21 protein-coding genes are annotated in these 26,709 nt (G+C 73.3%); 4 read left to right on the top strand and 17 right to left on the bottom strand.

What is annotated here, in order from left to right:
- Positions 1-126: 126 nt before the first annotated feature.
- The 6 genes from ACH45N_RS10165 to ACH45N_RS10140 form a co-directional block, all read right to left on the bottom strand.
- The gene (locus ACH45N_RS10165) at positions 127-2,031 is read right to left on the bottom strand and encodes a heme peroxidase family protein (protein WP_397393295.1); all 1,905 of its coding nucleotides are present in this window, start codon (positions 2,029-2,031) and stop codon (positions 127-129) included.
- 145 nt (positions 2,032-2,176) lie between these two features.
- Positions 2,177-3,748, bottom strand: coding sequence for a DUF6297 family protein (locus ACH45N_RS10160; protein ID WP_397393294.1), 1,572 nt, complete (start codon positions 3,746-3,748; stop codon positions 2,177-2,179).
- Positions 3,745-4,425 carry an ATP-binding cassette domain-containing protein gene (locus tag ACH45N_RS10155; RefSeq protein WP_397393293.1) on the bottom strand — a complete coding sequence of 227 codons (681 nt, stop codon included), beginning with the start codon at positions 4,423-4,425 and terminating at the stop codon, positions 3,745-3,747. The genes ACH45N_RS10160 and ACH45N_RS10155 overlap by 4 nt, the downstream gene beginning before the upstream one ends.
- Before the next feature lie 44 nt (positions 4,426-4,469).
- On the bottom strand, positions 4,470-5,903 hold the full coding sequence (locus ACH45N_RS10150) for an ATP-binding protein (RefSeq protein ID WP_397393292.1): 1,434 nt from the start codon (positions 5,901-5,903) through the stop codon (positions 4,470-4,472).
- Between the two features lie 69 nt (positions 5,904-5,972).
- On the bottom strand, positions 5,973-6,992 hold the full coding sequence (locus ACH45N_RS10145; RefSeq protein WP_397393291.1) for a bifunctional riboflavin kinase/FAD synthetase: 1,020 nt from the start codon (positions 6,990-6,992) through the stop codon (positions 5,973-5,975).
- A gap of 133 nt (positions 6,993-7,125) precedes the next feature.
- On the bottom strand, positions 7,126-7,719 hold the full coding sequence (locus tag ACH45N_RS10140; protein ID WP_397393290.1) for a TetR/AcrR family transcriptional regulator: 594 nt from the start codon (positions 7,717-7,719) through the stop codon (positions 7,126-7,128).
- 113 nt (positions 7,720-7,832) lie between these two features.
- On the opposite strand from ACH45N_RS10140, the gene ACH45N_RS10135 reads away from it, so the two are divergent.
- On the top strand, positions 7,833-9,011 hold the full coding sequence (locus ACH45N_RS10135) for a hypothetical protein (protein ID WP_397393289.1): 1,179 nt from the start codon (positions 7,833-7,835) through the stop codon (positions 9,009-9,011).
- A gap of 59 nt (positions 9,012-9,070) precedes the next feature.
- On the opposite strand, the gene truB is transcribed toward ACH45N_RS10135, so the two are convergent.
- The 7 genes from truB to rimP all read right to left on the bottom strand — a co-directional run bounded on the left by truB (position 9,071) and on the right by rimP (position 16,424).
- Positions 9,071-10,177: a tRNA pseudouridine(55) synthase TruB gene (gene truB, locus ACH45N_RS10130; protein WP_397393288.1), complete on the bottom strand. Its 1,107-nt coding sequence runs from the start codon at positions 10,175-10,177 to the stop codon at positions 9,071-9,073.
- Positions 10,178-10,182: 5 nt separating this feature from the next.
- Positions 10,183-10,731: an orotate phosphoribosyltransferase gene (gene pyrE / locus ACH45N_RS10125; RefSeq protein WP_397393287.1), complete on the bottom strand. Its 549-nt coding sequence runs from the start codon at positions 10,729-10,731 to the stop codon at positions 10,183-10,185.
- On the bottom strand, positions 10,728-11,168 hold the full coding sequence (rbfA, locus tag ACH45N_RS10120; protein WP_377230103.1) for a 30S ribosome-binding factor RbfA: 441 nt from the start codon (positions 11,166-11,168) through the stop codon (positions 10,728-10,730). The genes pyrE and rbfA overlap by 4 nt, the downstream gene beginning before the upstream one ends.
- Positions 11,169-11,272: 104 nt before the next feature.
- Entirely contained in the window at positions 11,273-14,248 is a 2,976-nt protein-coding gene (infB, locus tag ACH45N_RS10115) for a translation initiation factor IF-2 (RefSeq protein ID WP_397393286.1), read from the bottom strand.
- Positions 14,249-14,425: 177 nt separating this feature from the next.
- Complete coding sequence (locus ACH45N_RS10110) at positions 14,426-14,701, bottom strand: YlxR family protein (protein WP_397393285.1); 276 nt, start codon at positions 14,699-14,701, stop codon at positions 14,426-14,428.
- Between the two features lie 78 nt (positions 14,702-14,779).
- Complete coding sequence (gene nusA, locus ACH45N_RS10105; RefSeq protein WP_397393284.1) at positions 14,780-15,829, bottom strand: transcription termination factor NusA; 1,050 nt, start codon at positions 15,827-15,829, stop codon at positions 14,780-14,782.
- Between the two features lies 1 nt (position 15,830).
- A complete protein-coding gene (gene rimP, locus ACH45N_RS10100) occupies positions 15,831-16,424 on the bottom strand; it encodes a ribosome maturation factor RimP (RefSeq protein ID WP_397393283.1) in 594 nt (197 codons plus the stop codon).
- 195 nt (positions 16,425-16,619) lie between these two features.
- On the opposite strand from rimP, the gene ACH45N_RS10095 reads away from it, so the two are divergent.
- A complete protein-coding gene (locus ACH45N_RS10095) occupies positions 16,620-17,681 on the top strand; it encodes a DUF4439 domain-containing protein (RefSeq protein ID WP_397393282.1) in 1,062 nt (353 codons plus the stop codon).
- A gap of 34 nt (positions 17,682-17,715) precedes the next feature.
- Here the strand turns inward: ACH45N_RS10095 and ACH45N_RS10090 are convergent, their stop codons facing one another.
- Positions 17,716-19,542 (bottom strand): proline--tRNA ligase, encoded by a 1,827-nt coding sequence (locus ACH45N_RS10090; protein WP_397393281.1) that lies wholly within the window; start codon positions 19,540-19,542, stop codon positions 17,716-17,718.
- Between the two features lie 93 nt (positions 19,543-19,635).
- Between ACH45N_RS10090 and ACH45N_RS10085 the strand changes: the two genes are divergently transcribed.
- Complete coding sequence (locus ACH45N_RS10085; RefSeq protein ID WP_397393280.1) at positions 19,636-20,556, top strand: Fpg/Nei family DNA glycosylase; 921 nt, start codon at positions 19,636-19,638, stop codon at positions 20,554-20,556.
- A gap of 97 nt (positions 20,557-20,653) precedes the next feature.
- On the opposite strand, the gene ACH45N_RS10080 is transcribed toward ACH45N_RS10085, so the two are convergent.
- The 3 genes from ACH45N_RS10080 to ACH45N_RS10070 form a co-directional block, all read right to left on the bottom strand.
- Positions 20,654-21,616, bottom strand: a complete 963-nt coding sequence (locus ACH45N_RS10080) for a GNAT family N-acetyltransferase (RefSeq protein ID WP_397393279.1) — start codon at positions 21,614-21,616, stop codon at positions 20,654-20,656.
- A gap of 60 nt (positions 21,617-21,676) precedes the next feature.
- Entirely contained in the window at positions 21,677-22,819 is a 1,143-nt protein-coding gene (ispG, locus tag ACH45N_RS10075; RefSeq protein WP_285105307.1) for a flavodoxin-dependent (E)-4-hydroxy-3-methylbut-2-enyl-diphosphate synthase, read from the bottom strand.
- A 72-nt stretch (positions 22,820-22,891) separates the two neighbouring features.
- Entirely contained in the window at positions 22,892-24,214 is a 1,323-nt protein-coding gene (locus ACH45N_RS10070; protein ID WP_397393278.1) for a M50 family metallopeptidase, read from the bottom strand.
- A 138-nt stretch (positions 24,215-24,352) separates the two neighbouring features.
- On the opposite strand from ACH45N_RS10070, the gene ACH45N_RS10065 reads away from it, so the two are divergent.
- Complete coding sequence (locus tag ACH45N_RS10065) at positions 24,353-26,659, top strand: hypothetical protein (protein WP_397393277.1); 2,307 nt, start codon at positions 24,353-24,355, stop codon at positions 26,657-26,659.
- The last annotated feature ends 50 nt before the right edge of the window (positions 26,660-26,709 follow it).

Genomic DNA, 26,709 nt, shown 5'->3' with positions numbered 1-26,709 from the left:
CCGTTCTGACGGCGGTACCACATTACCAGTGCTCGACGCCCCCGCCCGACTGCGGGCCGGAGACCTCCACCACGTGTCAGACGTACAGGTCACCCGGGTGACCTGTACGTCTGACACGGATGCAGCTCAGGCCCCGTCGTGGCCCGCGTAGGCGTCACCGTTGCGGCGGAAGAGCGGCTGACCCGCCTCGTCCTGACCGATCGGGAACACTCCCCCGAACGCCAGGAGGTCCGAGATGGTCGTGATGAGCCGGCCGTCGTCGAACCGGACCCCGTACGCCGGCGTCCAGTCGCCGCCCGGCCGCCGCATGAACGACTCGGGGTCGAGCCGTAGCAGGTAGACGAACGTCTCCGCCAGGATGCGGCTGCCCACCTCGCCCAGGAAGTTGCCGTTGCCCTGGACCTCGGCCTCCTTGAGCACGTAGTACCACAGGGGGGTGCCGTCGAGGGCGTCGAGCGCGGCTACCACCTCGGGCGACGCGTTCCGCCGGAGCTGCTCGGGCGTGAGCGGGCAGGCCCGCAGCTCGGCGGCCACCGCCTCCCCCGTCGGGAGCGCCAGCATGTAGCCGCGCAGCAGGTTGCGCTGTGCGAGCTGCTTGAGCAGGGCCTTGATCGGGTCGGTGGCCGTGTTGCCCTCGTTCAGCAGGTGCCCCAGGCCGTCGGCCAGGAACGGGTCGATCTTGCGGGCCATGCGGAACGACAGGGGGTCGCCCTTGTCGGTCAGCCGAGGCCATTCGACCGGCCAGTTCGACGGCAGCACCGGTGAGGGGTTCGCCGGGTTGGGCGACAGGCCGCCGTTGCCCGTGAACCGGAACAGCAGGTCGAGCGATGCGACGCCGCCCGGGCCGTTCCCGGTGAAGTTGACGTTGAAGTCGTAGGCGCCGCGCACCATCGAGTGCCCGAACCGGAAGGCCGCCACCGCGAACTCCAGCGGCATCGACACCCGGCGCGCGGGCCGGAACAGCGTGGGCCCGGTGGCCAGCACCGAGTCGAGCACACCGGCCTTCGTCAGGGTGCGCAGGTAGTCGTTGACGACCAGCCACTGGTAGTGGAACCGCACCAGCTCCTGCGCACGGTCGAACAGCTCGCGCTGGGTCACCGCGTTCCACGGCTCGTGCCGCGCCACCCAGTCCACGACCGCGTTGTGGAACCGGATCATCGCCACGTGGAACTGGGCGACGATCAAGTTCTCGTCGTTGCGGCTGTCCGGGATGAGCGGCATGCGCTCGCTGCCCGGCTCGGTGCTGCGCGGCAGGTCCCGCTGCGGGTCGTCGCCCGGGGCCACGAGCGAGAACGGCCCGAACGGCTCGGTGCCGATCCGGCCGAGCCGCAGCTTGGCCGAGTCCGGCACGTACGCCGCCTCGCTGCGGGTGGTCCCGCGGTCCTTCTCGCCCGGGAACCGCGGTCCCGACCCGTACAGGCTGTCCAGGTCGAGCAGCGGGTTGCGCCCGTTGTGCAGGCTGCGCCGCACCACGTCCGGCGCGAACGCCCGGAACGGATCGTTCACGATGTCGCCGAGCGCCTGGTCGCCGCGCGGTCCGACGGCGTCGTCGGGGCCATTGGTGTTGAGCGTGATGTCGTGGTCGATGAACTGGCCCCAGTAGGTGTAGATGCTGGGGATCGTGGAGTCGCGTGGCGGTTCGGGCGGCGTCGCGGGCGCGCCGACCGGGGCCTCGATCATCCCGGCGCCCAGTCGCATGAGCGCGTCCCGGGTCGCTGCCACGTGGTCGCCCACGGGCAGGTGCGCGTCCGGGAACTCCCGCGCGAGGTCGCGGAGGAGGTAGTCGAACGACGTCGTCGCGTCGAACCGGTGCTCGCGCAGGTCGCGACGCACGGCCGCCTCCGTGCGCGGCATCAGCGTGGCCGTGCTGTCCCGCGGTTCCTCCGGGGCGTCCGGGTCGGCGGGCACGAACACACCGCCGTGGCCGATCCGCCGGACCGTGCGGCCGGCCGGCGTCTGCGCCAGGTCGACCGCCTCGTGCGGGCTGTGGTTCGGGTCGCCCTGCGGCGGTGCCTGGGTGGTCTGGACCATGGGTCTCTCCTTCGCTGGGGTGAAGGTCCTCCACCAGTGACGGAGTGGCGTGGGCCACAGCCACGTACACGCCGGCGGGTGAATGGCCGCCGGCCAGGGCGGACGGCGGACGCGGCCTCCCCGCCCCCGCCCCAGGACCAGCGGCTCAGCGCGCCGCGCGCCAGACCGCCCCGGCGGCCGCCACCACCTGCGCGACGACGAGGGCGGGCGTCGCCCCCGTCACGACGGACAGGGCGAGCGGGAGGGTGCCGAGCAGCGCCACGTCGGGCCCCTTGAGCTGATGCAGCACCAGCCCCGTCGGGAGCGCGCCCGCCGCGGTGGCGATCATCGGCACGTCCCAGGGCACGGGCCCGCGGTAGGCCGAGCGGACGGCGGCGGCCCCGAGCACGACGGCGGCAGGAGCGGCCACAGCGGGCCACACCCCGCCGCCGCCCACCACCGCGACGAGCGCCAGCACGACGCCGGCGGCGAGCGCCGGCCACACCGTGCGGACGGCGCGGGTGGTCCGGGCGCCCAGCGGCACCAGGGCGTCCAGCCGCGGGTTCTCGCCCGCCGAGCGCGGCCCGCCGGCGCCCGCGAGCGCCCCCGCGTACCCCGCTCCGGCCAGCACGGCCCAGAGCCCGATCCCGCCGGACAGTGCGGGCACCTGCACGGCCACGGCCGCGGCCGAGGCCAGCGCGAGCAGCGCGGCGAGGGCCGCCGGCGAGCGCAGCAGGAGCGTGGCGTCGGCCGCGAGCAGGGCGCCGGCGGGTCCGCGCGCGGTCCGCGGTACCCACGCGAAGGCGCGCGACGCCGCCGGCCCGGTGCCGAGGGCGCGGCTCACGCCGCCGCCGTCGAGCGACAGGAGGGCGGCGGAGGCCTGCATGGCCGCCGACGCGCGGGCGCGCAGCTCGCCCGCCCGGAGCCGGTCCAGGCCGCGCTCCCACACCACGAGGGCGACGGTGCCGGCCCCGGCCAGCGCCGCGGGCACGGCCCACGGCACGGTCCAGGCGCCCCAGGCGGGCGCCCACAGCGCGAGGCCCAGGCCGGCCACCGGGACGGCGGCGAGCAGCAGGTCGAGCACCCGCCCCGGCAGGCTGCCCGAGGTCGCCCCGCTCCCCTGGAGCGCACCCGCGCCGGCGACGACCAGGAGCCCGAGGGCTGCGCCGAACGCCGCGTCCAGGCCGACCCCCGCGAGGCCGACGCCGGCCAGGGCGGCGGGCGCGCCGCCCGCGACCAGGCCCGCGCCGACCCCGGCGAGCAGCGCGCGGACCACCGAGGGCGAGGTGAGCCCCGTCCGGTCGGCCGGGGTGGGGACCCACCAGCGCACCCCGGCCGCGGGCAGGCCGGCAGGTCCGAGCCGCAGCGCGACCGCCGCCCCGGCCACCGTCGCCAGCGCGAGGACCAGGGCCTGGACCAGGCCCGGTCCGAGCCCGAACGCGGTCGCGTCGGAGCCGAGCAGCTCCCGCACCGGGCCGCCGAACCCCCACAGGTACAGCACGACCAGGGCGAGCGAGATCACCACCTCGGCGACGTCCAGCGCCACCCGGCCCGGTTCGGCGGGGAGGTTGTGGGCGCGCACCCGCGCGGTCAGCCGGCGCAGCTCGGCACCGGTGAGGCTCTCCTCGTCGACCGCGACGAGTCGGGGAAGCCCACCGGCAGCAGCGGCGGTCCCGGGATGCGCGGCAGTTGTGGTGTCGGGCGCTGCGGTCCCGGCGTCCGGCGCCTCGCCCGTCACCGGAAGCCCGCCAGCACGCCGGGCGCCTCGGCGGGCTCCAGCAGCACGGCGGCGGCGTCGGAGAGCAGCAGTGCGCTCGCGCCGGTCGCCGCCAGGAGCCGGTCATCGTGGGTGGCGAACAGGACGGCCGTGCCGGCGTCCGCCTCGGCGCGCAGCGTGTCGCCCAGCCGGGCCCGCATCGCGGTGTCGAGGCGCTGCTCCGGTTCGTCCAGCACGAGCAGGTCGCGCGGCCGCACCAGGGCGCTCGCCAGCAGGAACCGGCGGCGCTGCCCCGACGAGAGGGTGTGCGGCATGGCGCCGGCGCGCTCCGTGATGCCCACGTGGTCGAGCACCTGGTCCGTGACGGCGCCGGCGTCCGGCACGCCGTGGCCGCGCGCGGTGAGCACGAGGTGCTCTCGGACGGTCACGCCGGGAAAGAACGCGTCGTCGTCGAGCACGCCCGCGACGCGGGCGCGGAAGCGCCGCTCCCGCTCGTCGACGGCGCGGCCGAACGCGCCCGCCGTGCCGGACAGCGGCTCCTGCAGGCCGAGCACGGTGCGCAGCAGGGTGGACTTGCCGGTGCCGTTGGCACCGATCACGGCGACGATGTCGCCGGCCCCCAGCGTGAGGCTCACGGGTGCGCAGACGGCGTTGCCGCCGTACCCGACCACCAGGTCGGACAGCTCGAGGTACGTCATGTCCACCCCAACGCGCGAGCGGCCGGTAGATCTCCCGCCGGGCCTCATCTCCAGGCCGCGACGATCTCCTCCGGTCCCCAGCGCTCCGCCAGCGGAAGACCTGCGTCGAACCCGCTCCGGGCCACGGCGACCAGGGGTGTGTCCCCGTCTGTTCCCGGCACCACGCCACGGGCGCGGGCGAGGTCGTCGAGCTCGTGCCGCCCAAAGGTGTCTGCCTCGTACCACTTCACGGAGCCGATGAACTCGACCCGTCGTGCCGTCGGGGCACGGTCGGCACCGACCAGGTCCACCTCCGGGTTGTTCTGCCGGTTCCACCATCCGCCGACCGCCTCGACGTCCGACCACCGGGAGCCGAGCAGGAGCCGGATCAGCGACTCCCGGACGAGCGGCTCGACGGCCCTGCCACGCCACGTGCTCCACGACCGCTCGATGCGGTCGAGCGCCAGGTCCCCGCGCCCGCGCTCGACGAGAGGTATCGCGCGCCGCAGGAAGGCGAGCCAGAAACGCAGGTACGGGTCCCCGAGGCGGTACCGCTTGTTCTTCGTGTCCGACGACGTCGAGAGCGGCAGGTCGGTCTCGACTATCCGCTTGGCCTCCAAGGTCCTGAGCAGAGGGTTCAAGGTGCCTGCCGGCAGGGCGCCCGAGCTCCCGGCCGCCGCGGCGATGGCCGAGAACGTCCGCTCGCCGTCGCCCACCGCCTCCAGGATCGCCCTGCTCCGCGAGGACTCCGGAAACTCACCGAGCAGCGAGAGCTCGCCGGCGACAAGAAGCGGCGAGAGCGGGTCGCCCAGCGCGCCGCGGAGGAACTCGACCCGCGGCTGGCCGGAGGCCCAGGTCTGGACGATCTCGGGAAATCCACCGGTGATCAGGTGCGCGTCGATCGCGTCGGCGGCACTGAGGCCGGCCATCGCCTGGACGTCTGCCGGGTTCAGCGGCGCGATGTCGATCTTGGTCGCGCGCCCGAAGAAGGGTCGGCCGTAGGTCTGCAAGGCCTCCATGACCGACAGGTCGCTGCCGATGAGCAGCAGCAGCACGGGCTTGTGCGACAGGTGCTGGTCCCAGACCGTCTGGAGCGCCCCTTCGAACTCCGGGTCCTGCTCGACGAGCCAGGGCACCTCGTCGAGGACGACGACGGTCGGACTGTCGCCCGGCAGGATCTCGGCGAGCGCGCGGAGCGTTCCGTTCCAGTCCGGTGGGCTCAGGTGCGCGAAGATCTCGGGCGCGCGCAGGCTCGACTGGGTGAGCGTGGCGAGAAACTCTCGCCGCTCGGCCATCGCGTTGCGCCCCCGGGTCGCCTGGAACACGAGGTAGTCACGTCCGCTGCGATCGCAGAACTCCTGCGCCAGACGCGACTTACCGACTCGTCGCCGGCCGGTCATGATCAGTGCCTTGCCTCGCGTGGTGCCCGTTCCTGCCTCGACACCGTCCAGCAGGCCGGCGAGCCGGCGCAGGTCCGAGTCGCGTCCACGAAACTCCATGCTCGCCCCCGTAAACTAAGATCGGATCTTACTAAGATTGAATCTTAGTTTACGGAGCGAGCACCCGCCCTACGGCCGCAGGATCTTGCGGGCCCGCGCCACGTCGTCGTTCATCTGGGCGATCAGCGGCTCCATGCCGTCGAACCGCAGCGTCGGGCGCAGGTGCGCCACGAACTCGAGCACGACCGTCTGGTCGTACAGGTCGAGGTCGGTGCGGTCGAGCACGTAGGCCTCGACGCGGCGCTCCACGCCGTCGAACGTCGGGTTGGTGCCCACGGAGATCGCGGCGGGCAGGATCTCCTCCTGCCCCAGGCCGGCGCCGGAGGCGGTCGCGCGGTCGTGCTCGGGACCGGCGAGGCTCGCGCAGGTCGCGGCGGTGCCGCGACGCAGCCAGCCCGCGTAGACGCCGTCCGCCGGCACCAGGCCGGTGATGTCGCCGAGGTTGGCGGTCGGGAAGCCCATCTCGCGGCCCCGCGCGTCGCCGTGCACCACGGTGCCGCGCACGAGGTGCGGGCGGCCGAGCACGTCGGCGGCCTGGTCCACGTCGCCCTCCGCGAGCAGCGCGCGCACCGCCGTCGAGGACCACCGCTGGTGCCCGTCGCCCTCGCCGGCCGAGTCGCCGACGTCCTCGATCGCGACGACCTCGAACCCGTGCTGCCCGCCGAGCTCGACCATCGTGGCGAGCGTGCCCGCGTTCTGCTTGCCGAAGCGCACGTCGTGCCCCACCACCACGGTGCGGGCCCGCAGGCCGTCGACCAGGTACCGGGACACGAACTCCTCGGGCGTCTGCGCCGCGAAGTCGAGGGTGTAGTTGACCAGCAGGGTCGCGTCGAGACCGGTGCGCTCCATGAGCGCCAGGCGGTCCTCCAGGCCCGTGATCAGCTCGGGGGCCGAGTCGGGCCGGTGCACCGCGGAGGGGTGCGGGTGGAAGGTCACGGCGACGGCGCGGGCCGCGTCGCTCCGGGCGAGCCGGAGGATGCGGTCGAGCACCGCCTGGTGGCCGCGGTGGACGCCGTCGAAGTTGCCGATCGTCACCACTGATGGCCCGAATCCCGGGGGAACCTGTTCCAGGTCCGTCCACAGCTGCACGCGGGTTGCTCCTCATGAATCGGGTGGCGCGGGTGCGGGAGCCGCTCACGCCGCGTCCCGCACCGGTCGCCAAAAGCCTACGGCGTGTTTCGGCGGTCGTGCGCCCGCCCGCCGTCGCCCGTGCGATCCGGGGTCAGCTCGGCAGGATCCGGCGCGCCGCGTCCAGGTAGGCCCGGGAGTCGAACTCGTCGAACATCGCCGACTGGAAGATGTAGCCCTGGCCGAGGCCCATGAGGGCCGGGAGCAGGTCCTCCGCGGCTGACTCGGCGCCGTCTGGCGCGTGCTCCGGGTGCGCCGCGAACCAGCGCGTCAGGGCGGCGCGGAAGGCGTTCCTGAGCTCCGTGAACCCCGTGTTCACCACGCCGCGCATCTCGGGGTCCACGGTGGCCTCGCCCCAGAGCTGCAGCAGCAGCGGGAGCTCGAAGCCCTCGGACAGCACACCCCGCAGCACGATCTCCAGCACCTCGGCGGGGGCCGGCGGGTCGCCGTCCGCCGCGGCGGCCTCGAGATCCGCGTTCCGGCGGCTCAGTGTGGTCCTGGCCACAGCCGCGAACAGCTCGCGCTTGCCCTCGAAGTACCCGTAGACCGCGCCGGTCGACAGCCCGGCCTCCGCGATCACCTCGGCCATCGAGGTGTGCTGGTAGCCCTTCGCGGCGAACGCGCGCCGGGCCGCCTCCAGGATCTCGGCACGGCGGGCGTCCCGACGCGCGTCACTGATCTTCGGCACCGGCACCTCCGTCGTCGAGACCTGGGAAGCCCAGGAGATTGACAAGCATACGGTCGCGGAGCATGGTTGCCCATAAAGAACGAGCGTTCGTTTTTTTAGATACGGAGCAGCCCTTGTCCTACGACGCACCAGCGCCCCACACCCCGGCAGGCCGGGTCATCGGAGTCGCGCTGGCCCTCACCCTCGTGCTCACCGTGTTCGTGCTCGCCTTCTCCTGGCCCTCGGTCACGGCCGAGCCACGCGACCTGCCGGTCGCCGTCGTCGGGTCCGCCGGCGCCGTCAGCGGCCTCCGCGAGAACCTCGACGAGGCCCAGCCCGGAGCCGTCGAGCTGATCCAGGCCGACGACCGGGCCGCCGCCGTGGAGGCCGTCGAGAGCCGCGAGGTCTACGGCGGCCTCGTGCTGGGCGACCCGACGGCGGGCGAGGCGCCCGAGGTGCTCACCGCGTCCGCGGCGAGCACGGCCACGCACCAGCTCATGACCCAGATCGCCGCGCAGCTGCAGCGCGGGATCCAGGAGCAGGCCGACGCCGCGACCGCTGCGGCCCTCGCCGCGGCCCAGGAGCAGGCCGCCCAGGCGGCGCAGACCGCCGTCCAGCAGGCGCTCGAGGCCGCCGCACGCGGCGAGCAGCCGCACACGCCGGAGCGCGGCACGGCCGAGGCCCCCGCGCTGCCCGACGTTCCCCAGGTGACCGTCACGGACGTGGTCCCGCTGTCCGACGACGACCCCCGCGGCTCCGGCCTCGCGGCCGCGATGTTCCCGATCCTCCTGGGCGGCATGATCGGCGGCATCGGCATCTCGCTCGCCGTCAACGGGGCCCTGCGCCGGGTGCTCGCCGTCACCGTCTACTCGGTGGTCGGAGGCGGCATCCTCGTGGGCATCCTGCACTTCTGGTTCGGCACCGTCCAGGGCGACTGGCTGCTCGACGGCGCCACGCTCGCCCTCTCGATCGCCGCGATCGCCGCACCCATCACCGGGTTCGTCGCGGTGCTCGGCCGCCCCGGCATCGCACTCGGCCCCGTCCTCATGATGCTGATCGGCAACCCGATCTCAGGCGCGGCGATGCCGCCCGAGTTCCTGCCCTGGCACTGGGGCGAGATCGGTCAGTGGCTGCCGCCGGGCGCCGGCGCCACCCTGCTGCGCGACGTCTCGTACTTCCCCGACGCCGACGCGTCGGCGGCCTGGCTGGCGCTCGCGGTCTGGGCAGGGGCCGGGGTGCTGCTGTCCGTCGTGGGCCACGCCCGCACCACCGGCCGCAGCCGGCAAGCCCCGGTCCTGACCGCGCCGGCCTGACCCACGCCCCGCCGACCAGGCAGGCGTGCCTGGTGCTCGCCCGGTGCTCGCCGCTCCGCTCATGGAGCGGGGGCGAGCACCAGGACGGGCTTGGCGAGGCTCTCGCCGCGGCGCTTCGTGTCCTCCAGCAGCGCCACGAGCGTGCCCGACGGCGAGAGCGCCGCCACGACGTCGGCGCGACCCGACGGCTCGACCCACTGGCCGTAACCGAGCGCCCGCACCTCGGCCTCGTCGAGCTCGCGCACCGGGAACGTGCCGCGCGCGGCGTCGGCCAGCGGGAGCGTGGCCAGCGTGCCGTCGGCGTCGGCCTGCGCCTCCAGCTCCTCCAGCGTGCGGGCGCCGTCCAGCGGGTAGCCGCCCACGCGCGTGCGGCGCAGCGCGGTCAGGTGGCCGCCGGTGCCGAGCGCCGCGCCGAGGTCGCGGGCCAGGGCGCGCACGTAGGTGCCGGAGGAGACGGTGACGCGCACGTCGACGTCGACCACGGGCACCTCGCGGGTGGGACCGTCGCCGGGTTCCGCGGCCGTGGGGGCCACGGCGGGCTCGGCGTCGGGATCGCCGGCCGCGGGCGAGCCGTCCGCGGGGTCGCCGGCCGCGGGCTCGACGTAGGTGTCGGTCAGGGCGCCGTCGGGCACCCTGGCCGTCGTCGTCCGGACGTCCAGCACCTCGAACCGGGAGACGGTGACGGGCCGCGCCCGCAGCGCGACCTCCTCCCCCGCCCGGACGCGCGCGTAGGCGCGCTTGCCGTCCACCTTGATCGCGGACACGGACGTGGGCACCTGCAGGATGTCGCCCGTGAGATCGGCGATCGCGGCGTCCAGCGCTGCCCGGTCCACGCGCTCGACGGCGTCCGGGCCGGCCACCTCCGCCACCGTGCCCTCGGCGTCGTCCGTGGCCGTGGCCACGCCCAGCCGGATCGTGGCGTCGTAGTCCTTGTCGGCGCCCACCACGTAGGTCAGCAGCTTCGTCGCCCGGCCGATCCCGAGCACGAGCACGCCCGTCGCCATCGGGTCGAGCGTGCCGGCGTGGCCGACCTTGCGGGTCCCGGCCAGCCGCCGCATCCGCCCGACGACGTCGTGGCTGGTCCAGCCCTGCGGCTTGTCGACCACGACGAACCCGTCGGCGGCCGTGGGACGGCGCGCGGGAGCCTGCGAGGTGGAAGAGGTCATGGGGATCAGTATCCCGCGCCCGGCATGCGCCGCGCGGCGTCGAGGTCGGCCCTGGTGAGGACGGCGCGGACCTCCACGCCGACGTCGGCCAGGGGTGTGCTGCCGGCCGGGCTGCGGTCGATGGCGCACACCACGGTGTCGACGAGCGCGCCGGCGGCCCGGAGCGCCGACGTCGCGTCGCGGACGGCGCCGCCGGTGGTGATCACGTCCTCGACCAGTACGACCCGGCGGCCCTCGACGGGCGGCCCCTCCGCGAGCTTCGCGGTGCCGTACTCCTTGGCCTGCTTGCGCACGAACAGCGCGCCGACGCCGGTGAGGCCGCTCAGCACGGTCACGATCGGCACCCCGCCGAGCTCGAGGCCGCCGAGCAGCTCGGCGCCGGCGGGGACGAGCGGCACCATCTGACGGGCGACCCGGGCCAGCAGCGCCGGGTCCGTCTCGAACAGGTACTTGTCGAAGTACTCCGACGCCGCCTGGCCCGACCGGAGCGTGAACGTCCCGGTCAGGCGGCAGGCGGCGTCGATGTCACGCGCGAGCGCGGGGTCGGAGGTCACTCGGCCTCGGCGTCGTCCTCGCGCGGCTTCTTGTACGGGTCCTCGTCGCCCGCGTACCGGGCACCGGCACGCAGTGCCTCGAGCTCGGCGTCCCGCTTGCGCGCCTCGATCAGCGCGGCGTCGAGGTGCGCGGCCGTGTCGGGGACCGAGTCGAGGTGGAACTCGATGGTGGGCGTCAGGCGCACACCGGTCTGCTTGCCCACCTCGGAGCGGATCATGCCCGTGGCGCTCTTCAGCGCCGCGGCCGTGCCCTCGCGGTCCTCGTCCGAGCCGTAGACCGTGTAGAACACCGAGGCGTTCTGCAGGTCGCCGGTGACGCGGACGTCCGTGACCGTCACGAAGCCGAGCCGCGGATCCTTGATCCGCGAGTCGATCATCTGCGCGACGATCACCTTGATGCGGTCGGCGAGCTTGCGAGCCCGCGGGTTGTCGACCATGGTCCAGTCCTTTCACATGCGCCGAGTCAGCATGCTGGTCCGCGACCCACAGGGAGCAAACCCCTGCGGGACGCGGACCAGCATGCTGACTCGGCGATCGGAGATCAGTCGCGCGGCTTCTCGCGCATCTCGAAGGTCTCGATGATGTCGCCCTCGGTGACGTCGTTGAACGACCCGAGACCGATACCGCACTCGAAGCCCTCGCGGACCTCGGTGACGTCGTCCTTCTCGCGACGCAGCGACTCGATCGTGAGGTTGTCCCCCACGACGGTGCCGTTGCGGAGCACGCGCGCCTTCGAGTTGCGTCGGATGGTGCCCGAGCGGACCACCGAACCGGCGATGTTGCCGAACTTCGAGGAACGGAAGACCTGACGGATCTCCGCGGTCCCGAGCTGGACCTCCTCGTACTCCGGCTTGAGCATGCCCTTGAGGGCCGCCTCGACGTCCTCGATCGCCTGGTAGATGACCGAGTAGAACTTGACGTCGACGCCTTCGCGCTCCGCCAGCTCCTCGACGCGCTCGCCGTACTTCACGTTGAAGCCGATGATCACGGCGCTGTCGACGGTGGCCAGGTTGACGTCGTTCTGCGTGATCGCACCCACACCACGGTGGATGACGCGCAGCTCGACCTCCTCGCCCACGTCGATCTTGAGCAGCGCGTCCTCGAGTGCCTCGACGGCACCGGACACGTCGCCCTTGAGGATGAGGTTGAGGCTCTCGACCTTGCCCTTCTTGAGCTCGGAGTCGAAGTCCTCGAGGCTGATCCGCTTGCGGCGCTTGGCCAGCGTCGCGGCGCGCTCGGCGGCCTCACGCTTCTCGGCGATCTGACGTGCCGTGCGGTCGTCCGGCGCCACGAGGAACGTGTCGCCGGCGCTCGGGACGCTGGTGAGACCCAGCACCTGGACCGGACGGGCGGGCGTCGCGGCGTCGACCGCGTTGCCGTGCTCGTCGAACATCGCACGCACGCGGCCGTGGGCCGTGCCGGCGACGATCGAGTCGCCGACGTGCAGCGTGCCCGACTGGACCAGCACCGTGGCCACGGGGCCGCGACCCTTGTCGAGGTTGGCCTCGATCGCGACACCGCGCGCGTCCTTGGACGGGTTGGCGCGCAGGTCGAGGGCTGCGTCGGCGGTCAGCAGGACGGCCTCGATGAGGTCGTCGATGCCGATCCCCGGCTTGGCCGCGACGTCGACGAACATCGTGTCGCCGCCGTACTCCTCGGCCACCAGGTTGTACTCGGTGAGCTGCTGACGCACCTTCGCCGGGTTGGCGCCCTCGACGTCGATCTTGTTGACGGCGACGACGATCGGCACGCCGGCGGCCTGCGCGTGGTTCACGGCCTCGACCGTCTGCGGCATCACGCCGTCGTCGGCCGCGACCACGAGGATCGCGATGTCCGTGACCTGGGCACCACGGGCACGCATGGCGGTGAACGCCTCGTGACCCGGGGTGTCGATGAACGTGATGGCACGCTCGGTGCCCTCGTGCTCGTGCGTGATCTGGTAGGCACCGATGTGCTGCGTGATGCCACCGTGCTCGCCCGCCACCACGTCCGACTTGCGGATGGCGTCGAGCAGCTTGGTCTTACCGTGGTCGACGTGACCCATGACGGTCACGACCGGCGGACGGGCGGCCAGGTCGTCGTCGGACTCCCCTGCCTCCTCGGCCTCCAGGTCGATGTCGAACGACCCGAGCAGCTCGCGGTCCTCCTCCTCGGCCGAGACCATCTCGATCTGGTAGCCGAGCTCGGTCGCCAGCGTGCCGAACGTGTCCTCGTCGAGCGACTGCGTGGCCGTGGCCATCTCGCCCAGGTGGAACAGGACGGTCACGAGCGCCGCGGGGTTCGCGTCGATCTTGTCGGCGAAGTCGTTCAGCGACGCACCGTGGCGCAGGCGCACGACCGTGCTGCCGTTGCCGCGGGGAACCTGCACACCGCCGAGCGACGGGGCCTGCATCGCCTCGAACTCCTGGCGCTTCGCCCGGCGCGACTTACGGCCGCGGACCGGCTTGCCGCCGGCGCGCCCGAAGGCACCCTGCGTCGCACCGCGACCACCGGCACCCCGGCGCGGGCCGCCGAAGCCGCCGCCACCACCGGGACGACCCGGAGCACCGGCACCGCCGGCGCCACCGGGACCGGGACGGCCACCGCCGCCGCCACCGGGGCGACCACGGCCACCACCCGGAGCCGGGCGGTCACCCGGACGCGGCATGTTGGTCTTGCCCGGCATCATGCCGGGGTTCGGGCGCGGGCCGCCGCCACCGGTGCCACCGGGACGGGGCGCCGAGGGACGCGGACCACCGGGACGGGGACCGCCCGGGCGCTCGCCGGCCGACTCGCTGCGCTCGGGGCGCTGCCCCGGACGCGGCATGCCCTGGCTGGTCGCGAACGGGTTGTTGCCCGGACGCGGGTTGCCGCCACCGGGACGCTCGCCGCCACCGGCCGCAGGACGGCCACCACGGCCGCCACCGGGACGGGGCATGCCCTGGCTGGTCGCGAAGGGGTTGTTGCCCGGGCGCGGGTTGCCGCCGCCCGGACGGCCACCACGGCCGCCGTCACGACCACCCGGACGCGAGCCCGAGGGGGCGGCGGCGGGCTTGGGCGCACCGGGCTTGGGCGCCGCGGCGGCCGGCTTCGGCGCACCGGGCTTGGGCGCCGCGGCGGCCGGCGAGGCCGATGCCGCGGGGGCCACAGGGGTCTGCTCGGCCGCCGGGGCCGGGGCGGGAGCCGCCGGCGCAGGGGTCGGTGCCGGGGCGGGCGCGGGTGCGGGTGCCGCCTCGGACTTGGGTGCCGGGGCCGGTGCGGGAGCCGGGGCGGGTGCCGCCTCGGCAGGCATCCGGGCCGCGGGCTTCGCGGCCGGCTTCGGCGCGCTCTTCGCGGCAGGCTTCGCCGCAGCGCCCTTGTCGGACGCGCCGCCGGCGCCACCGACGGGGAACTTGTCGCGCATCGCTCGCTCGACCGGGGCCTCGAGGGTCGAGGAGGCCGAGCGGACGAACTCGCCCGCGGCCTTCAGCTCGCCCATCAGGGTCTTGCTCTCCACTCCGAGCTGCTTAGCCAGCTCGTGAACGCGGATCTTCGCCACATCTCTCCTGTCTCGGTCCGTCCCGGGACAGGGAGGACCACCGTTAGTACTGCGTACTCATCGCTGGGGACTCATCGGGTGCCCATCGGCTTCAAACCCGCTTCCTTGTCGACGAACTTCATGATTCGGCCGGGCGCTCTGTCGCGCCCGGTCGGAACGGTCGTGCGGTCGGCACCCTCACCGGCCGAGGTGTGCTCGTACCTCGCCGAGGTCGAGGGGCCCGTCGGTGCGCAGTGCGCGGGGGACGGCCCTGCGGCGCTCGGCGAGCTCCAGGCACTGCGGCACCGGGTGGACCCAGGCGCCGCGACCCGGCAGACAGGCACGGACGTCGACGACGATGCGCCGTGGCTCTGCCACGTCGACATCATGCATCGGGGTGTCCAGCACCAGACGCAGGAGTGCAGACCGCTGGTCACGCCCCCGGCATCCGACACACGTCCGCACCGGGCCCATGACAGGCGAAGCGGGGTATGTCGAAGGACGAGCACGCGGCCCAGACTCGGACAGTCTACCGCGCCGACCCACCGGGCGTTACCGGCCGCTCTGTGCGTCGGCGGCGGCGCCACCTGCGTCGGCGTCGGCCGCCTCGTCCGAGCGGATGTCGATCCGCCACCCCGTCAGCTTCGCGGCGAGCCGGGCGTTCTGCCCTTCCTTGCCGATCGCGAGCGACAGCTGGTAGTCGGGGACGATCGCCCGAGCGGCACGCGCGTCGGCGTCGACCACTGTGACAGACGACACACGGGCCGGCGACAGCGCGCTGGCCACGAAGGACGCGGGGTCGTCGCTGTGGTCGACGATGTCGATCTTCTCGCCGTGCAGCTCCGCCATGACGGCGCGCACGCGGGCACCCATCGGGCCGATGCACGCACCCTTGGCGTTGAGCCCGGACACCCGGGACCGCACGGCCATCTTGGTGCGGTGCCCCGCCTCGCGGGCGATGGCGGTGATCTCCACCGAGCCGTCCGCGATCTCCGGGACCTCGAGCTCGAAGAGCTTGCGCACCAGGTTCGGGTGCGTACGGCTCAACGTGATCTGGGGACCCTTCATTCCGCGGCTGACCTCCACCACGTACGCGCGCAGCCGCTCGCCGTGCACGTACTCCTCGGTCGGCACCTGCTCGTGCGGGGGCAGCACGGCCTCGGTGCCGCCCACGTCCACGAGCACCATGCGCGGGTCGCGGCCCTGCTGGATGACGCCGGCCAGGACCTCGCCCTCCTTGCCACGGAAGGTGCCGAGCACCTGGTCGTCCTCGGCGTCGCGCAGCCGCTGGACGATCACCTGGCGGGCCGTCGCGGTCGCGATGCGGCCGAAGTCCTGGGGCGTGTCGTCGAACTCGGGCCCGAGCTCCACCACGGGACGCGCGTCCGGGTCCTCGGGGTCCGCGGCGATCGGCAGCTCCTCGCGCGCCCACACCGTCACGTGGCCCGACGCGCGGTCGACCTCGACCCGGGCCCGGTTGTAGGCGTCCGGGGTGCGGTGGTAGGCCGAGAGGAGCGCCTGCTCGATGGCCGCGACGAGGACGTCCAGGCTGAGGTCCCTCTCGCGCTCCAGCATCCGGAGCGTGCTCATGTCGATGTCCATGTCAGCCTTCCTCGTTGCGGCCGGGGTGACCCTCGGTCGTGTTGTCCGTAGCGGCACCGTGCGAGTCCTCGTCGGTGTCTTCACCTGCACTCTCGCCCAGTTCCGAATCCTCGGCATCCTGGGCGTCCTCGAGCCGTCGCAGCTCGACCTCGACCTTGCCCCGGGCGACGTCGCCGGCGGGGAGCCGCCGGTCGTCGTCGAGCACCAGCACGGCGCCGTCGGCGTCGTCGAGCACGTCGGTCAGCCGGCCCTCGACCCTGCTGCCGTCGGTGAGCTTGAGCGTCACCATCCGCGTCCGGGCGCGCTTGAAGTGCCGCAGCTCGGTCAGCGGCCGGGACGTGCCCGGCGTGGAGATCTCGAGCGTGTAGGCGCCGGCGACGACGTCGTCCGTGTCCAGCGCCGCGGAGATCGCGCGCGACACGTCGCCGAGGACGTCGGAGTCGAGGCTGCCCACGGCGTCGTCCGGCAGGTCGACGGTGACCCGGACCACGGACTTGCTGCCCGCCCGGGTGGCGCTCACCTCCTCGAGGTAGAGCCCCGCGGCCTCGACCACCGGTCCCACCACCTCGCGGACCGCATCCGCCTGCTGTGTCATCGACTGCCTCCCGTCGGCTCCCCCGGGCGGGGGCACGGTTCGAGCCGGAACGGTTCGACCGATGTGCTGTTGTTGTCTGCGTCAAGCCTAACGAAGCGTCGGACCTCGGCACTTCGCGAAGAACGTGATGTCCGTGACCCGACCGCAACCGGCCGGGGACGAACGGGGTTCCGGAACATGGCATCATCGGCCACGATGAACGCCTCGAACCGCACGGCCCGCACCCGACGCCGGTCAGGCCTGACCGCGCTGGCCCTGACCTGCGCGATCATTCTCTCAGGTTGCGGGCTACGGCTCGAGACACCGCCGCCGACCGAGCCGGTGCCGGACGCGGCGGAGGTCCTGCGGCGCACGGCGGTGGCCGACGCGCTGCTCGTGGCCGACCAGGCCGAGGCCGCCGCGACGTCGGACGGCATCAGGGCCGACGTCAGGACCGAGCTCACCGTCATCGCCGAGACGGCGACCGTGCAGGCGGAGGAGCTCGGCGGCGAGTACGACTCGGGCCTCGGCGACATCGTGTCCGAGGACTCCGGCTCCTCGCCCTCCGCGACCGCCGAGGAGCCCACGCCGCGCGCCGTGGTCACGTCGCTGCGCGACGCCGCGACGCGCACCCGGGCCGCCGCCGACCAGGCGCAGTCCGGGCCGCTGGGCCGGCTGCTCGCCTCGATCTCCACGTCGCAGACGCAGCACGCCCGGACCCTCGCGCAGCTCACCGGCGCGGACGGCCCCGCCCTGCCCTCCACGGTGATCCCCGAGCCCGCCGATCCCGCTCCGGAGCCCAGCGAGGGCGACGAGGGTTCGGCGACGCCGGCGTCGGCCACGAGCGAAGAGGCGCCCGTGGCACCCACCGGTCTGGCCGCCGAGGACCTGAGCGCCCTGATCCTGGCCGAGGACACGGCGGCCTACGCGCTCGAGGTACGGGCGGCGCAGGCCGACGAGCCGATCCGCACGCAGGCGCTCGACCGAGCCGTCGTGCACCGCGCGCGGGCCCGGGACTGGGCCGTCCTCGCGGGGACGGCCGGCACCGACCAGGACCCGCGGCGCGTCGCCTATGCGGTGCCCGGACCGGACACCACCACGACGGACCTCGCCCGCGACCTCGAGAACGGCCTGGCGCAGAACTACGCCTCGCTGGTCGGCCGGGCCGAGCCGGGCACGCGCGCCGTGCTGGTCGCGCTGCTCACGGACACCACGCTCGCCGGCGCCCGCTGGGGCGCGCCGGCAGTCCCGTTCCCGGGACTGCCGGAGCTCGCCTGACGGTCTCGCCCGACGGTCGGGCTCGACCCCGGCCTCAGCCGAGCAGGGCCTCGACCCGCTCGACCACGGCGTCCACGATGCCGTCGACGGGGAACTGCTCCGCCTCGCCCGCGCGCGGCCGGACCTCGACCACGCCGTCAGCGAGGGACTTGCCCACGGTGACCACGAGCGGAGCACCAAGCAGCTCGGCGTCCTTGAACTTCACGCCGATCGACGTCTTGCCGGCCCGGTCGTCGTAGAGCACCTCGACGCCGCGGGCGGCGAGTTCGTCCGCGATCTTCGCGGACGCCTCAAACACCGCGGCATCCTTGCCCCCCGCGATGAGGTGCACGTGCGCCGGAGCCACGTGCGCCGGCCACGCCAGGCCGCGCTCGTCGTGGTTGGCCTCGGCCAGCGCGGCCAGGGCACGCGTGACGCCGACGCCGTACGAGCCCATCGTCACCACGGCCTGCTTGCCGTTCTCGTCGAGCACGACGAGCCCCAGGGCCTCGGCGTACTTGCGGCCGAGCTGGAAGATGTGGCCCATCTCGATGCCGCGGGCGAGCTCCAGCGGGCCGGAGCCGTCGGGGGCCGGGTCGCCGGGGCGCACCTCGGCGGCCTCGACGGTGCCGTCGGCAGTGAAGTCGCGGCCGGCCACCAGGTCGAAGACGTGCTTGCCGGGCTCGTTGGCGCCCGTGATCCAGCGGGTGCCGGGCACGACGCGGGGGTCGAGCAGGTAGCGGATGGCGGGGACCTTCTCGCCGTCGTCGCCCTCGACCTGCTCGCCCTGGGGGCCGAGCGCCTGCGGGCCGATGTAGCCCTTGACGAGCTGCGGGAACCTCTTGAAGTCCTCCTCGGTGGCGGCCTCGGGCTCGGCCGGGGTCAGCGCCGCCTCGATGCGCTTGAGATCCACCTCGCGGTCGCCGGGCAGGCCGACGACGACCAGCTCGCGGGTGCCGTCGGGCTGGACCAGCGCGAGCACCACGTTCTTCAGGGTGTCGGCTGCCGTCCAGGGCCGGTCGGGGCGCGGGAACTTCGTGTTGGCGACGTCGACCAGCGTGGCGATCGTCGGGGTGTCCGGCGTGTCCTCGACGTGGGCCGCGGGGGCGTCGTCGTACGGGATCGCCTCGGGGACGGGCGTGACCACGGCCTCGACGTTGGCGGCGTAGCCGCCGGGCGAGCGCACGAACGTGTCCTCGCCGATGGGCGAGGGCGAGAGGAACTCCTCGGAGCGGGAGCCGCCCATGGCACCCGACATCGCCGAGACGATCACGTAGTCCAGGCCGAGCCGCGTGAAGATCTTCTCGTACGCCTCGCGGTGCTTCTGGTAGCTGACGTCCAGTCCCTCGTCCTTGACGTCGAACGAGTACGAGTCCTTCATGATGAACTCGCGCCCGCGGATCAGGCCCGCGCGGGGGCGCGCCTCGTCGCGGTACTTGGTCTGGATCTGGAAGAGCGTGACCGGCAGGTCCTTGTACGACGAGTACAGGTCCTTGACCAGGAGCGCGAACATCTCCTCGTGCGTGGGCGCGAGCAGGTAGTCGGCGTCCTTGCGGTCCTTGAGCCGGAACAGGCCGGCGCCGTACTCCTCCCAGCGGCCCGTCGCCTCGTAGGGTTCTCGCGGCAGCAGCGCCGGGAAGTGCACCTCCTGGCCGCCGATCGCGACCATCTCCTCGCGGACGATCGCCTCGATCTTGGCCAGCACCCGCAGGCCGAGCGGCAGCCACGAGTAGATGCCCGGCGCGGCCCGGCGGATGTACCCGGCCCGCACGAGGAGCTTGTGGCTGGCGACCTCGGCCTCGGCCGGGTCCTCGCGCAGGGTACGGACGAAGAGGGACGACATGCGCAGCACGTCGCCCTGGGTGAGGCGTGCGGAAGACATGGGGCACAGCCTATCCGCGCGAGGCGCCGCGGCTCGCCCGGAATTCGTGGTGCCTACCTTGCCGAGTTCCGGGAAGTTGCGGAGGATGAGGCCATGCCGGAGCTGCCCGAGGTCGCCGCGCTCGCCGACTTCCTGCGCGCACGGACCGCGGGACGCACGGTCAGCGCGGTGGAGGTCGGCTCGATCGCCGCGCTCAAGACGTTCGACCCGCCGCCCGCGGCGCTCGCCGGGGGCCAGGTCACGGACGTGGCGCGGCACGGCAAGTGGTTGGATCTGGCGGTCTCCCCCGCTGGCTCGGCGCCCACCGACGCCCCGCTCCACCTGGTCTTCCATCTCTCCCGGGGCGGCTGGGTGCGCTGGTCGGACGCCCTGTCGACCAAGCCCGTCCGGCCGTCGCTCGGCGGGTCCAGCCGGGGCGCCGTCCTCGCCCTGCGCGTACGGCTCGACGACGGCTCCGGATTCGACCTGACCGAGGCGGGAACCCGCAAGCGGCTCGCGGTGCACGTGGTGCGCGACCCGGCCGACGTCGAGATGATCGCCTCCCTGGGCGTGGAGCCGCTGGCGCCCGAGTTCACCACCGACGTGCTGGCCCAGCTGCTGGCGGCGAAGAACCAGCAGGTCAAGGGCCTGCTGCGCGACCAGCGGGCCATCGCCGGCATCGGCAACGCCTACAGCGACGAGATCCTGCTCGTGGGCCGGTTCAGCCCGTACAAGCTGACCGGGACGTTCACGCCCGAGGAGACCGCCCGGCTGCACACGGCAATCGGCGACGTGCTCACGGAGGCGATCGCGGCGGCGTCGGGCAAGCCCGCCAAGGAGCTCAAGGACGCCAAGCGGGCCGGGATGCGGGTGCACGGCCGGACGGGGCTCCCCTGCCCGGGCTGGAACGGCGTCCCGTGCGGCGACACGGTGCACGAGGTGTCGTTCGCCGACCGGTCGATGCAGTACTGCCCCACCTGCCAGACGGGCGGCAAGCCGCTGGCCGACCGCCGCATGTCCAAGCTGCTGCGCTGAACCGCCATCACCGAACCCGCCCCACTCCTTCGAGGCCCGGGTTTCTTCGCTCTGAGGCGCGCGAAAGCGAAGAAACCCGGGCCTCGAAGGGAAGAGTTCAGAACAGGACGGTCGCGAAGGTGCCGACCTGCTCGAAGCCGACCCGCCGGTAGGCGGCCATGGCCCGCTCGTTGTAGGCGTTCACGTACAGCGAGACGATCGGCGCGACGGACGCGCGGGTCGTCTCGACCACCGCGGCCATGCCCGACTCCGACCAGCCGCGGCCCCGGAACGCCGGCTCCACCCAGACGCCCTGCACCTGGGCCACCCCGCCGGCCACCGCGCCGAGCTCGGCCTTGAAGCCCACGGCGGGCCGCCCGGTGCCGTCGGGCACGAGGCGGACGAACGACCGCCCCTCCGCGATGAGCGACTTGACGCGCTCCGCGTAGGCGGAGCCGCCGGAGGCGACCGGCGAGTAGCCGACCTCCTCGGTGAACATGCGCACGCATGCCGGGAGCACGAGTTCCAGCTCGGCCGGGACCGAGCGGCGGACCGTGGGCTCGGGCGGCACCGAGGGCGCCGTCCCGATGGCCATCGACGGCTGGTCGGCGCGGATGTCCCGGGCCGGCGGCCAGTGCGGGGACAGCCGTTCCCAGAGCGCGAGCGCGGCCCGCTGCTCCCCCACGATCGACGACGACCGACGCCCGTACACGCGGGCGACCGCCGTGAAGGCGGCGATCGCCTCGGCACGCCGGGCGCGCTCGCTGATCGGGACCACGGGCACCAGGTTGGCGCCGGACCAGCACACCGCCTCGAGCGGGCCGACGGCGGGGAACCCCCACGCCTGGCCTGCGGCCGCGCCGAACCCGGAGCGCGCCGCGATCTCCAGGCGCGCCGTGGCGAGGACCGAGGCGACGGGGTCGACCGCACAGACCGCGAGCGCCGCCGTCAGGTCGGCACGCGTCAGGGCCCGGGCGAGGACCTCGCCGCGATCGAGCTGCGAACGAATGTCCCCTTCGCCCGGTTCGAGCGGCCCGTCAGGGCGCGCCCCGGCCGGAACCGGGGTGCGCCACCGAGCCATGCCTTGCTCCGTTCGAGTCCGACTCTTCAGTATCGCCCGAGTCCGAGGTGCTGCTCCGGCTCAGCCGACCGAGACGACCGGCGAACCGGCCTGTGCCTCATTCTCCGGCGTGGGCATCTCGTCCGCGATCCGCATCGCCTCTTCGATGAGGGTCTCGACGATCATCGCCTCGGGAACGGTCTTGATGACCTCGCCCTTGACGAAGATCTGGCCCTTGCCGTTGCCCGACGCCACGCCGAGGTCGGCCTCGCGGGCCTCGCCCGGGCCGTTGACGACGCAGCCCATGACGGCGACGCGCAGCGGGACGGTCATGCCCTCCAGGCCCGCCGTGACCTTCTCGGCGAGGGTGTACACGTCCACCTGGGCGCGACCGCACGACGGGCAGGACACGATCTCGAGCTTGCGGGGCCGCAGGTTGAGCGCCTGCAGGATCTGGTTGCCGACCTTGACCTCCTCGACCGGCGGGGCCGAGAGGGAGACGCGGATCGTGTCGCCGATGCCCTTGCTGAGCAGGGCGCCGAACGCGGTGGCCGACTTGATGGTGCCCTGGAACGCCGGGCCGGCCTCGGTGACACCGAGGTGCAGCGGCCAGTCGCCCCGCTCGGAGAGCAGCTCGTAGGCGCGCACCATCACGACGGGGTCGTTGTGCTTGACCGAGATCTTGAAGTCGTGGAAGTCGTGCTCCTCGAAGAGGCTGGCCTCCCACACGGCGGACTCCACGAGGGCCTCCGGAGTGGGCTTGCCGTACTTCTCCAGGATGCGCTTGTCGAGCGAGCCCGCGTTGACGCCGATGCGCAGGGAGACCCCGGCGTCCTTGGCCGCCTGGGCGATCTGCTTGACCTGGTCGTCGAACTTGCGGATGTTGCCCGGGTTGACGCGGACGGCGGCGCAGCCGGCGTCGATCGCGGCGTACACGTACTTGGGCTGGAAGTGGATGTCCGCGATCACGGGGATCTGGGACTTCTTCGCGATGATCGGCAGCGCCTCGGCGTCGTCGGCGCTCGGGACGGCGACACGCACGATGTCGCAGCCTGCCGTGGTGAGCTCCGCGATCTGCTGGAGGGTCGCGTTGATGTCGGTGGTGGGCGTGGTGGTCATGGACTGCACGCTGATGGGAGCGTCACCGCCCACCTCCACCTTGCCGACCTTGATCTTGCGGGTCTTCCGGCGAGGGGCGAGGACCGGCGGGGGTGCTGCTGGCATGCCGAGGCTGATTGCGGTCACAGGATCAGTATCCACGCTTCAGAAGGTGCAAAACGCACTTGGTGTCTGGCATCACGTGATCCGCACGGGATCCACCAGGTCGGCCACGACGAGGACGCCGCCGACGCCGAGCAGGATCAGGAAGACCACGTACGCGACGGGAGTCATGCGCGCGACGTCGGCCGGGCCGGGCAGCACCGCCGCCCCGCGCACCCGGGCGACCGTGCGCTTGCCGCCCTCGTAGAGGGCGTTGACCAGGTGCCCGCCGTCGAGCGGCAGCAGCGGGATGAGGTTGAAGACGAACAGCGCGATGTTGAGGCTCGCGAGCAGGCTCAGGTAGATCATGACGCGGTCGAGGATCGCCTCGTCCAGTGCCATGATCTCGCCGCTGATCCGGGCCACGCCCACCATCGACTGGACCGAGTCCTGCGAGCGCTCCTCGTCCGTGAAGGCCTGGGTCGCCGCGTCGGCCACGCGGACCGGCAGGGTCGCCACCATGGTCGCCGTCTGCCAGGTCATGTTGCCCACCTCGGGCAGCACGCGGGACAGGGGCTGGCGCTCACGGACCTGGAGCGGGGAGAAGCCCACGAAGCCGCCGGGCTCCACGACGGGCTCGCCGTCGGCGCCGAGGACCGGGGCGCCCTGCTCGTCCACGACCGGGCGCTCGGTGGGGGCGGGGGTGACCTCGAGCGAGACGCGCTCGCCGTCGCGCAGCACCACGACCTCGGACTCCTGCCCGGCGGACTCGTTGATGAGGCCGACCAGCTGCTGCCAGCCGGTCACCTCGGTGCCGCCGAAGGAGACGACCTCGTCGCCGGGCTGGAGCCCGGCCGCGGCGGCGGGGGCGGCGGGCTGCCCCTCGCAGTCGTCGCCGGTGGCGGTGGACGTCGCGGAGGCGGGGACGCACTCGGAGAGCTGCGCGACGGTCGTGGAGACGGCGGGCAGGCCGTAGCCGATGAGGATGATCGCCATGAGGAACGTGGCGATCACGAGGTTCATGAACGGTCCGCCGAACATGACGACGAGCTTCTTGGGTGTCGAGAGGTTGTAGAAGGCGCGGTGCTCCTCGCCGGGCCGCACCTCGGCGACCGACGCGTCGCGCGCGTCGGCGACGAGCTCGTTCCAGAAGCCCTTGCCGCGCCGGGTGCCCGCGGGCGCGGGCGGCATCATGCCGACGAGGCGCACGAACCCGCCGAGCGGGATCGCCTTGATGCCGTACTCCGTCTCGCCCTTGGTGCGCGACCACAGGGTGGGGCCGAAGCCCACCATGTACTGGCTCACGCGCACGCCGAACTTCTTGGCCGGGATCATGTGCCCCAGCTCGTGCAGACCGACCGAGACCAGGACGCCCACCAGCAGGACGAGCACACCGATGATGTGCGGAACGATGCTCACGGGACCGAGACTACGACACGTCTCTGACAGCCCGGCGAGGAGCGCACGGCTCCCCCGGGAAGGCCACCCGACGTTCACTCCATGCCGCCTACATGGCGATTCGTTGAAACATCGGTTACTGATCATTAACCTGTGGGCATGTCGGTTTCGTCCGTCCCTGGGTTTCGGGAGCTGCACGCGCACGGCCCGTCCTCCCTCGCGGAGAGCCTGACCTCGATGTTCCAGACCGAGGCCTGGTCCGCGGCCGACGGCGACTCCCGGGTGGCGCGGCAGCTGCGTGAGATCGGCGTGGACGTCAACGCGATCTGGGCGGCCTCGCGCTGGAACATGGGCGACGACGGCGACGCGCCCAACCGCCGCCACCCCGTGCCCGGCGACCCGCGCGGCCCGGAGACCGCCGCCGCGCTGCGCGCCGTCGTCGCCCGGCCGCGCGCCGCCGCGCTGCTCGGCGTGTACCTGTGGTCGCAGGCGAGCGACGCCCTGCAGTACACCTTCCGGCACGGCCGCATCATCGTGCCGCTGCGCGCGTTCGTCGAGACCTGGGAGACCTGCCGCGACCGCGCGCCGGACGACGTCTGCCGGGCCGAGGGCGACGCCGTCGCCGTGCTGCTGCGCACGCTGATCACCCAGATGCACACGGCGGCCGCCCGCAGCGCGGGCGACCTGCTCCGCGTGGCCGACGCGGCCGGCCGGGCCGGCGAACGCTGCGGGGACCTGCTGCGGGCCGCCCGGGCGATCCCCGACCCGACGTCGCCGTTCCGCCGCGCCCTGGTGCCCCAGGCGGTGACCCGCGTCCGGTACTTCCGCGCCCTGGCCGAGGCCGCGCGGGCGGCGTCCGAGGCCATGGCGGGCGAACCCGCCCGGCTGGGCCCCGCGCTGGACGGCCTGCGCGCCGCAGAGACCGACCGGCACCTCAACTACATCCTGGCCAGCGAGCTGCGCTCCTACCGGATGCACCTGACCGAGCTGTACCGCAACCTCGACTCGACCTGGCTCACGCTCGACCGGCTGCGGACCGTCTACGTCTACCCGTTCGGGCTGCGGGACGTGCGGCCGGCCGCCGCCGTCACCGCCATCCGCCGCCTCGCGCACCGGGACGAGCGCCCGGAGCTGCTCGGTGTGCAGGCCTTCGCCGTCCGCGGCCGCCTCAAGATGGACGACGTCTGGGCGAGCGTCGACCGGGCCGCCCGCCCGTACGGGGGCGCGTCGCTGTCGATGCCGAACGTGCGCCTGGAGCAGCCCGACGGGACGTTCATCGCGGAGCTGTCCTGCGACGTGCGGTTCACCGAGTTCGGCAACCACTACGTGCGGTTCCGGTACTCGTCGCGCGACCAGTCGCCGCAGCAGGTCCGCGACGCCCGGTTCCGCCTGTCCAACCTGCACGCCGACATCCGCGTGCGGTGGATCGCGCTGGACGGCTCCCCCGTCGACGTCGACCCCGGCGGCGCGCTCCCGCCCGAACGCCTCTTCGACCTGGCCGACCTCCTCCAGCGCGCGACCGCGGACCTGGTCCGCAAGGGCACCGAGATCGCCCAGGGGCGGGCCCACGTGGTCACCACGGTCTACGAGGCGAGCCGGGGCCGCGGCCCGGCCGCACCCCCCGAGCGCCGGACGCCGGTGAGCATGGGCGACGAGATGCTCGCCGCGTTCGGCTCCCAGGTGCTGCTGCAACCCGTGTCCTACGGCACGGCCACGCTGTGCGACTGGACCCTGCGCCAGCGTAACCCCGTGCTCCTGGAGGGGGTGCGGCACCTGGGCGACGTCGTGGCCGTGGCCACCAACTCGACCACGGTGGCGCTGGTCGGCACGGCGCACTTCAAGATCTCCCAGTACGGCTCGCTCGCCGAGTTCGTGGCCAGCCTGAACGGGCTGTTCAGCGCGTGGAACGCCACCCTTGCGGACCACCTGCGGATCGTCGCGACCATGCTCGCCGACCACGACGTGAACAACGGCGCCGACCTCGCCGACCGCAAGGAGCGGCTGACCCGCGAGCAGCTGCGGCTGCACGAGTTCGCCTCGGAGGTGCGCACGACCCTGACCACCATCACCTCCCCCACGTTCCTCGCCTCCGCGCTGGAGTCCCGGATGCTCAACCAGCTGCTGCACGCGTCGCGGTTCGAGCAGCAGGCCGCCGTCGTCACCGAGCGGCTGCGCGAGCTGCTCCAGGAGCCCATCGCGGCCCGGCTCGCGGCGCTCGAACGGCTGCACGGCGACCGCGAGCGCGCGGCCGAGATCAAGCGTGAGCGGTCCCGGCGCCGGCTGATGGACGGCACGCTGTCGGCCATCACCGTGTTCGCCGGTGTGTATGCCCTGATCGGCACGGTCCAGGTGGCGCTGGACGCGTCGCTGATCGGTCCGATCCAGGCGGTCACGGCCACGGCGCTGGTCACCGTGGGGGCGCTGGTGACGGGGTGGGCGGTCTTCAACTGGACGAGCCGCCGCTGAGCCGCCCGGCATAGCCTGGTCAGGAGCGCCTGGTCGAGGAGCCGTGACGA

The sequence above is a fragment of the Promicromonospora sp. NPDC019610 genome (assembly GCF_044389365.1).
Classification (GTDB): domain Bacteria; phylum Actinomycetota; class Actinomycetes; order Actinomycetales; family Cellulomonadaceae; genus Promicromonospora.
The sequence above is the reverse complement of the archived record's forward strand: the minus strand, read 5'-3'. Positions and strand labels throughout refer to the sequence as shown.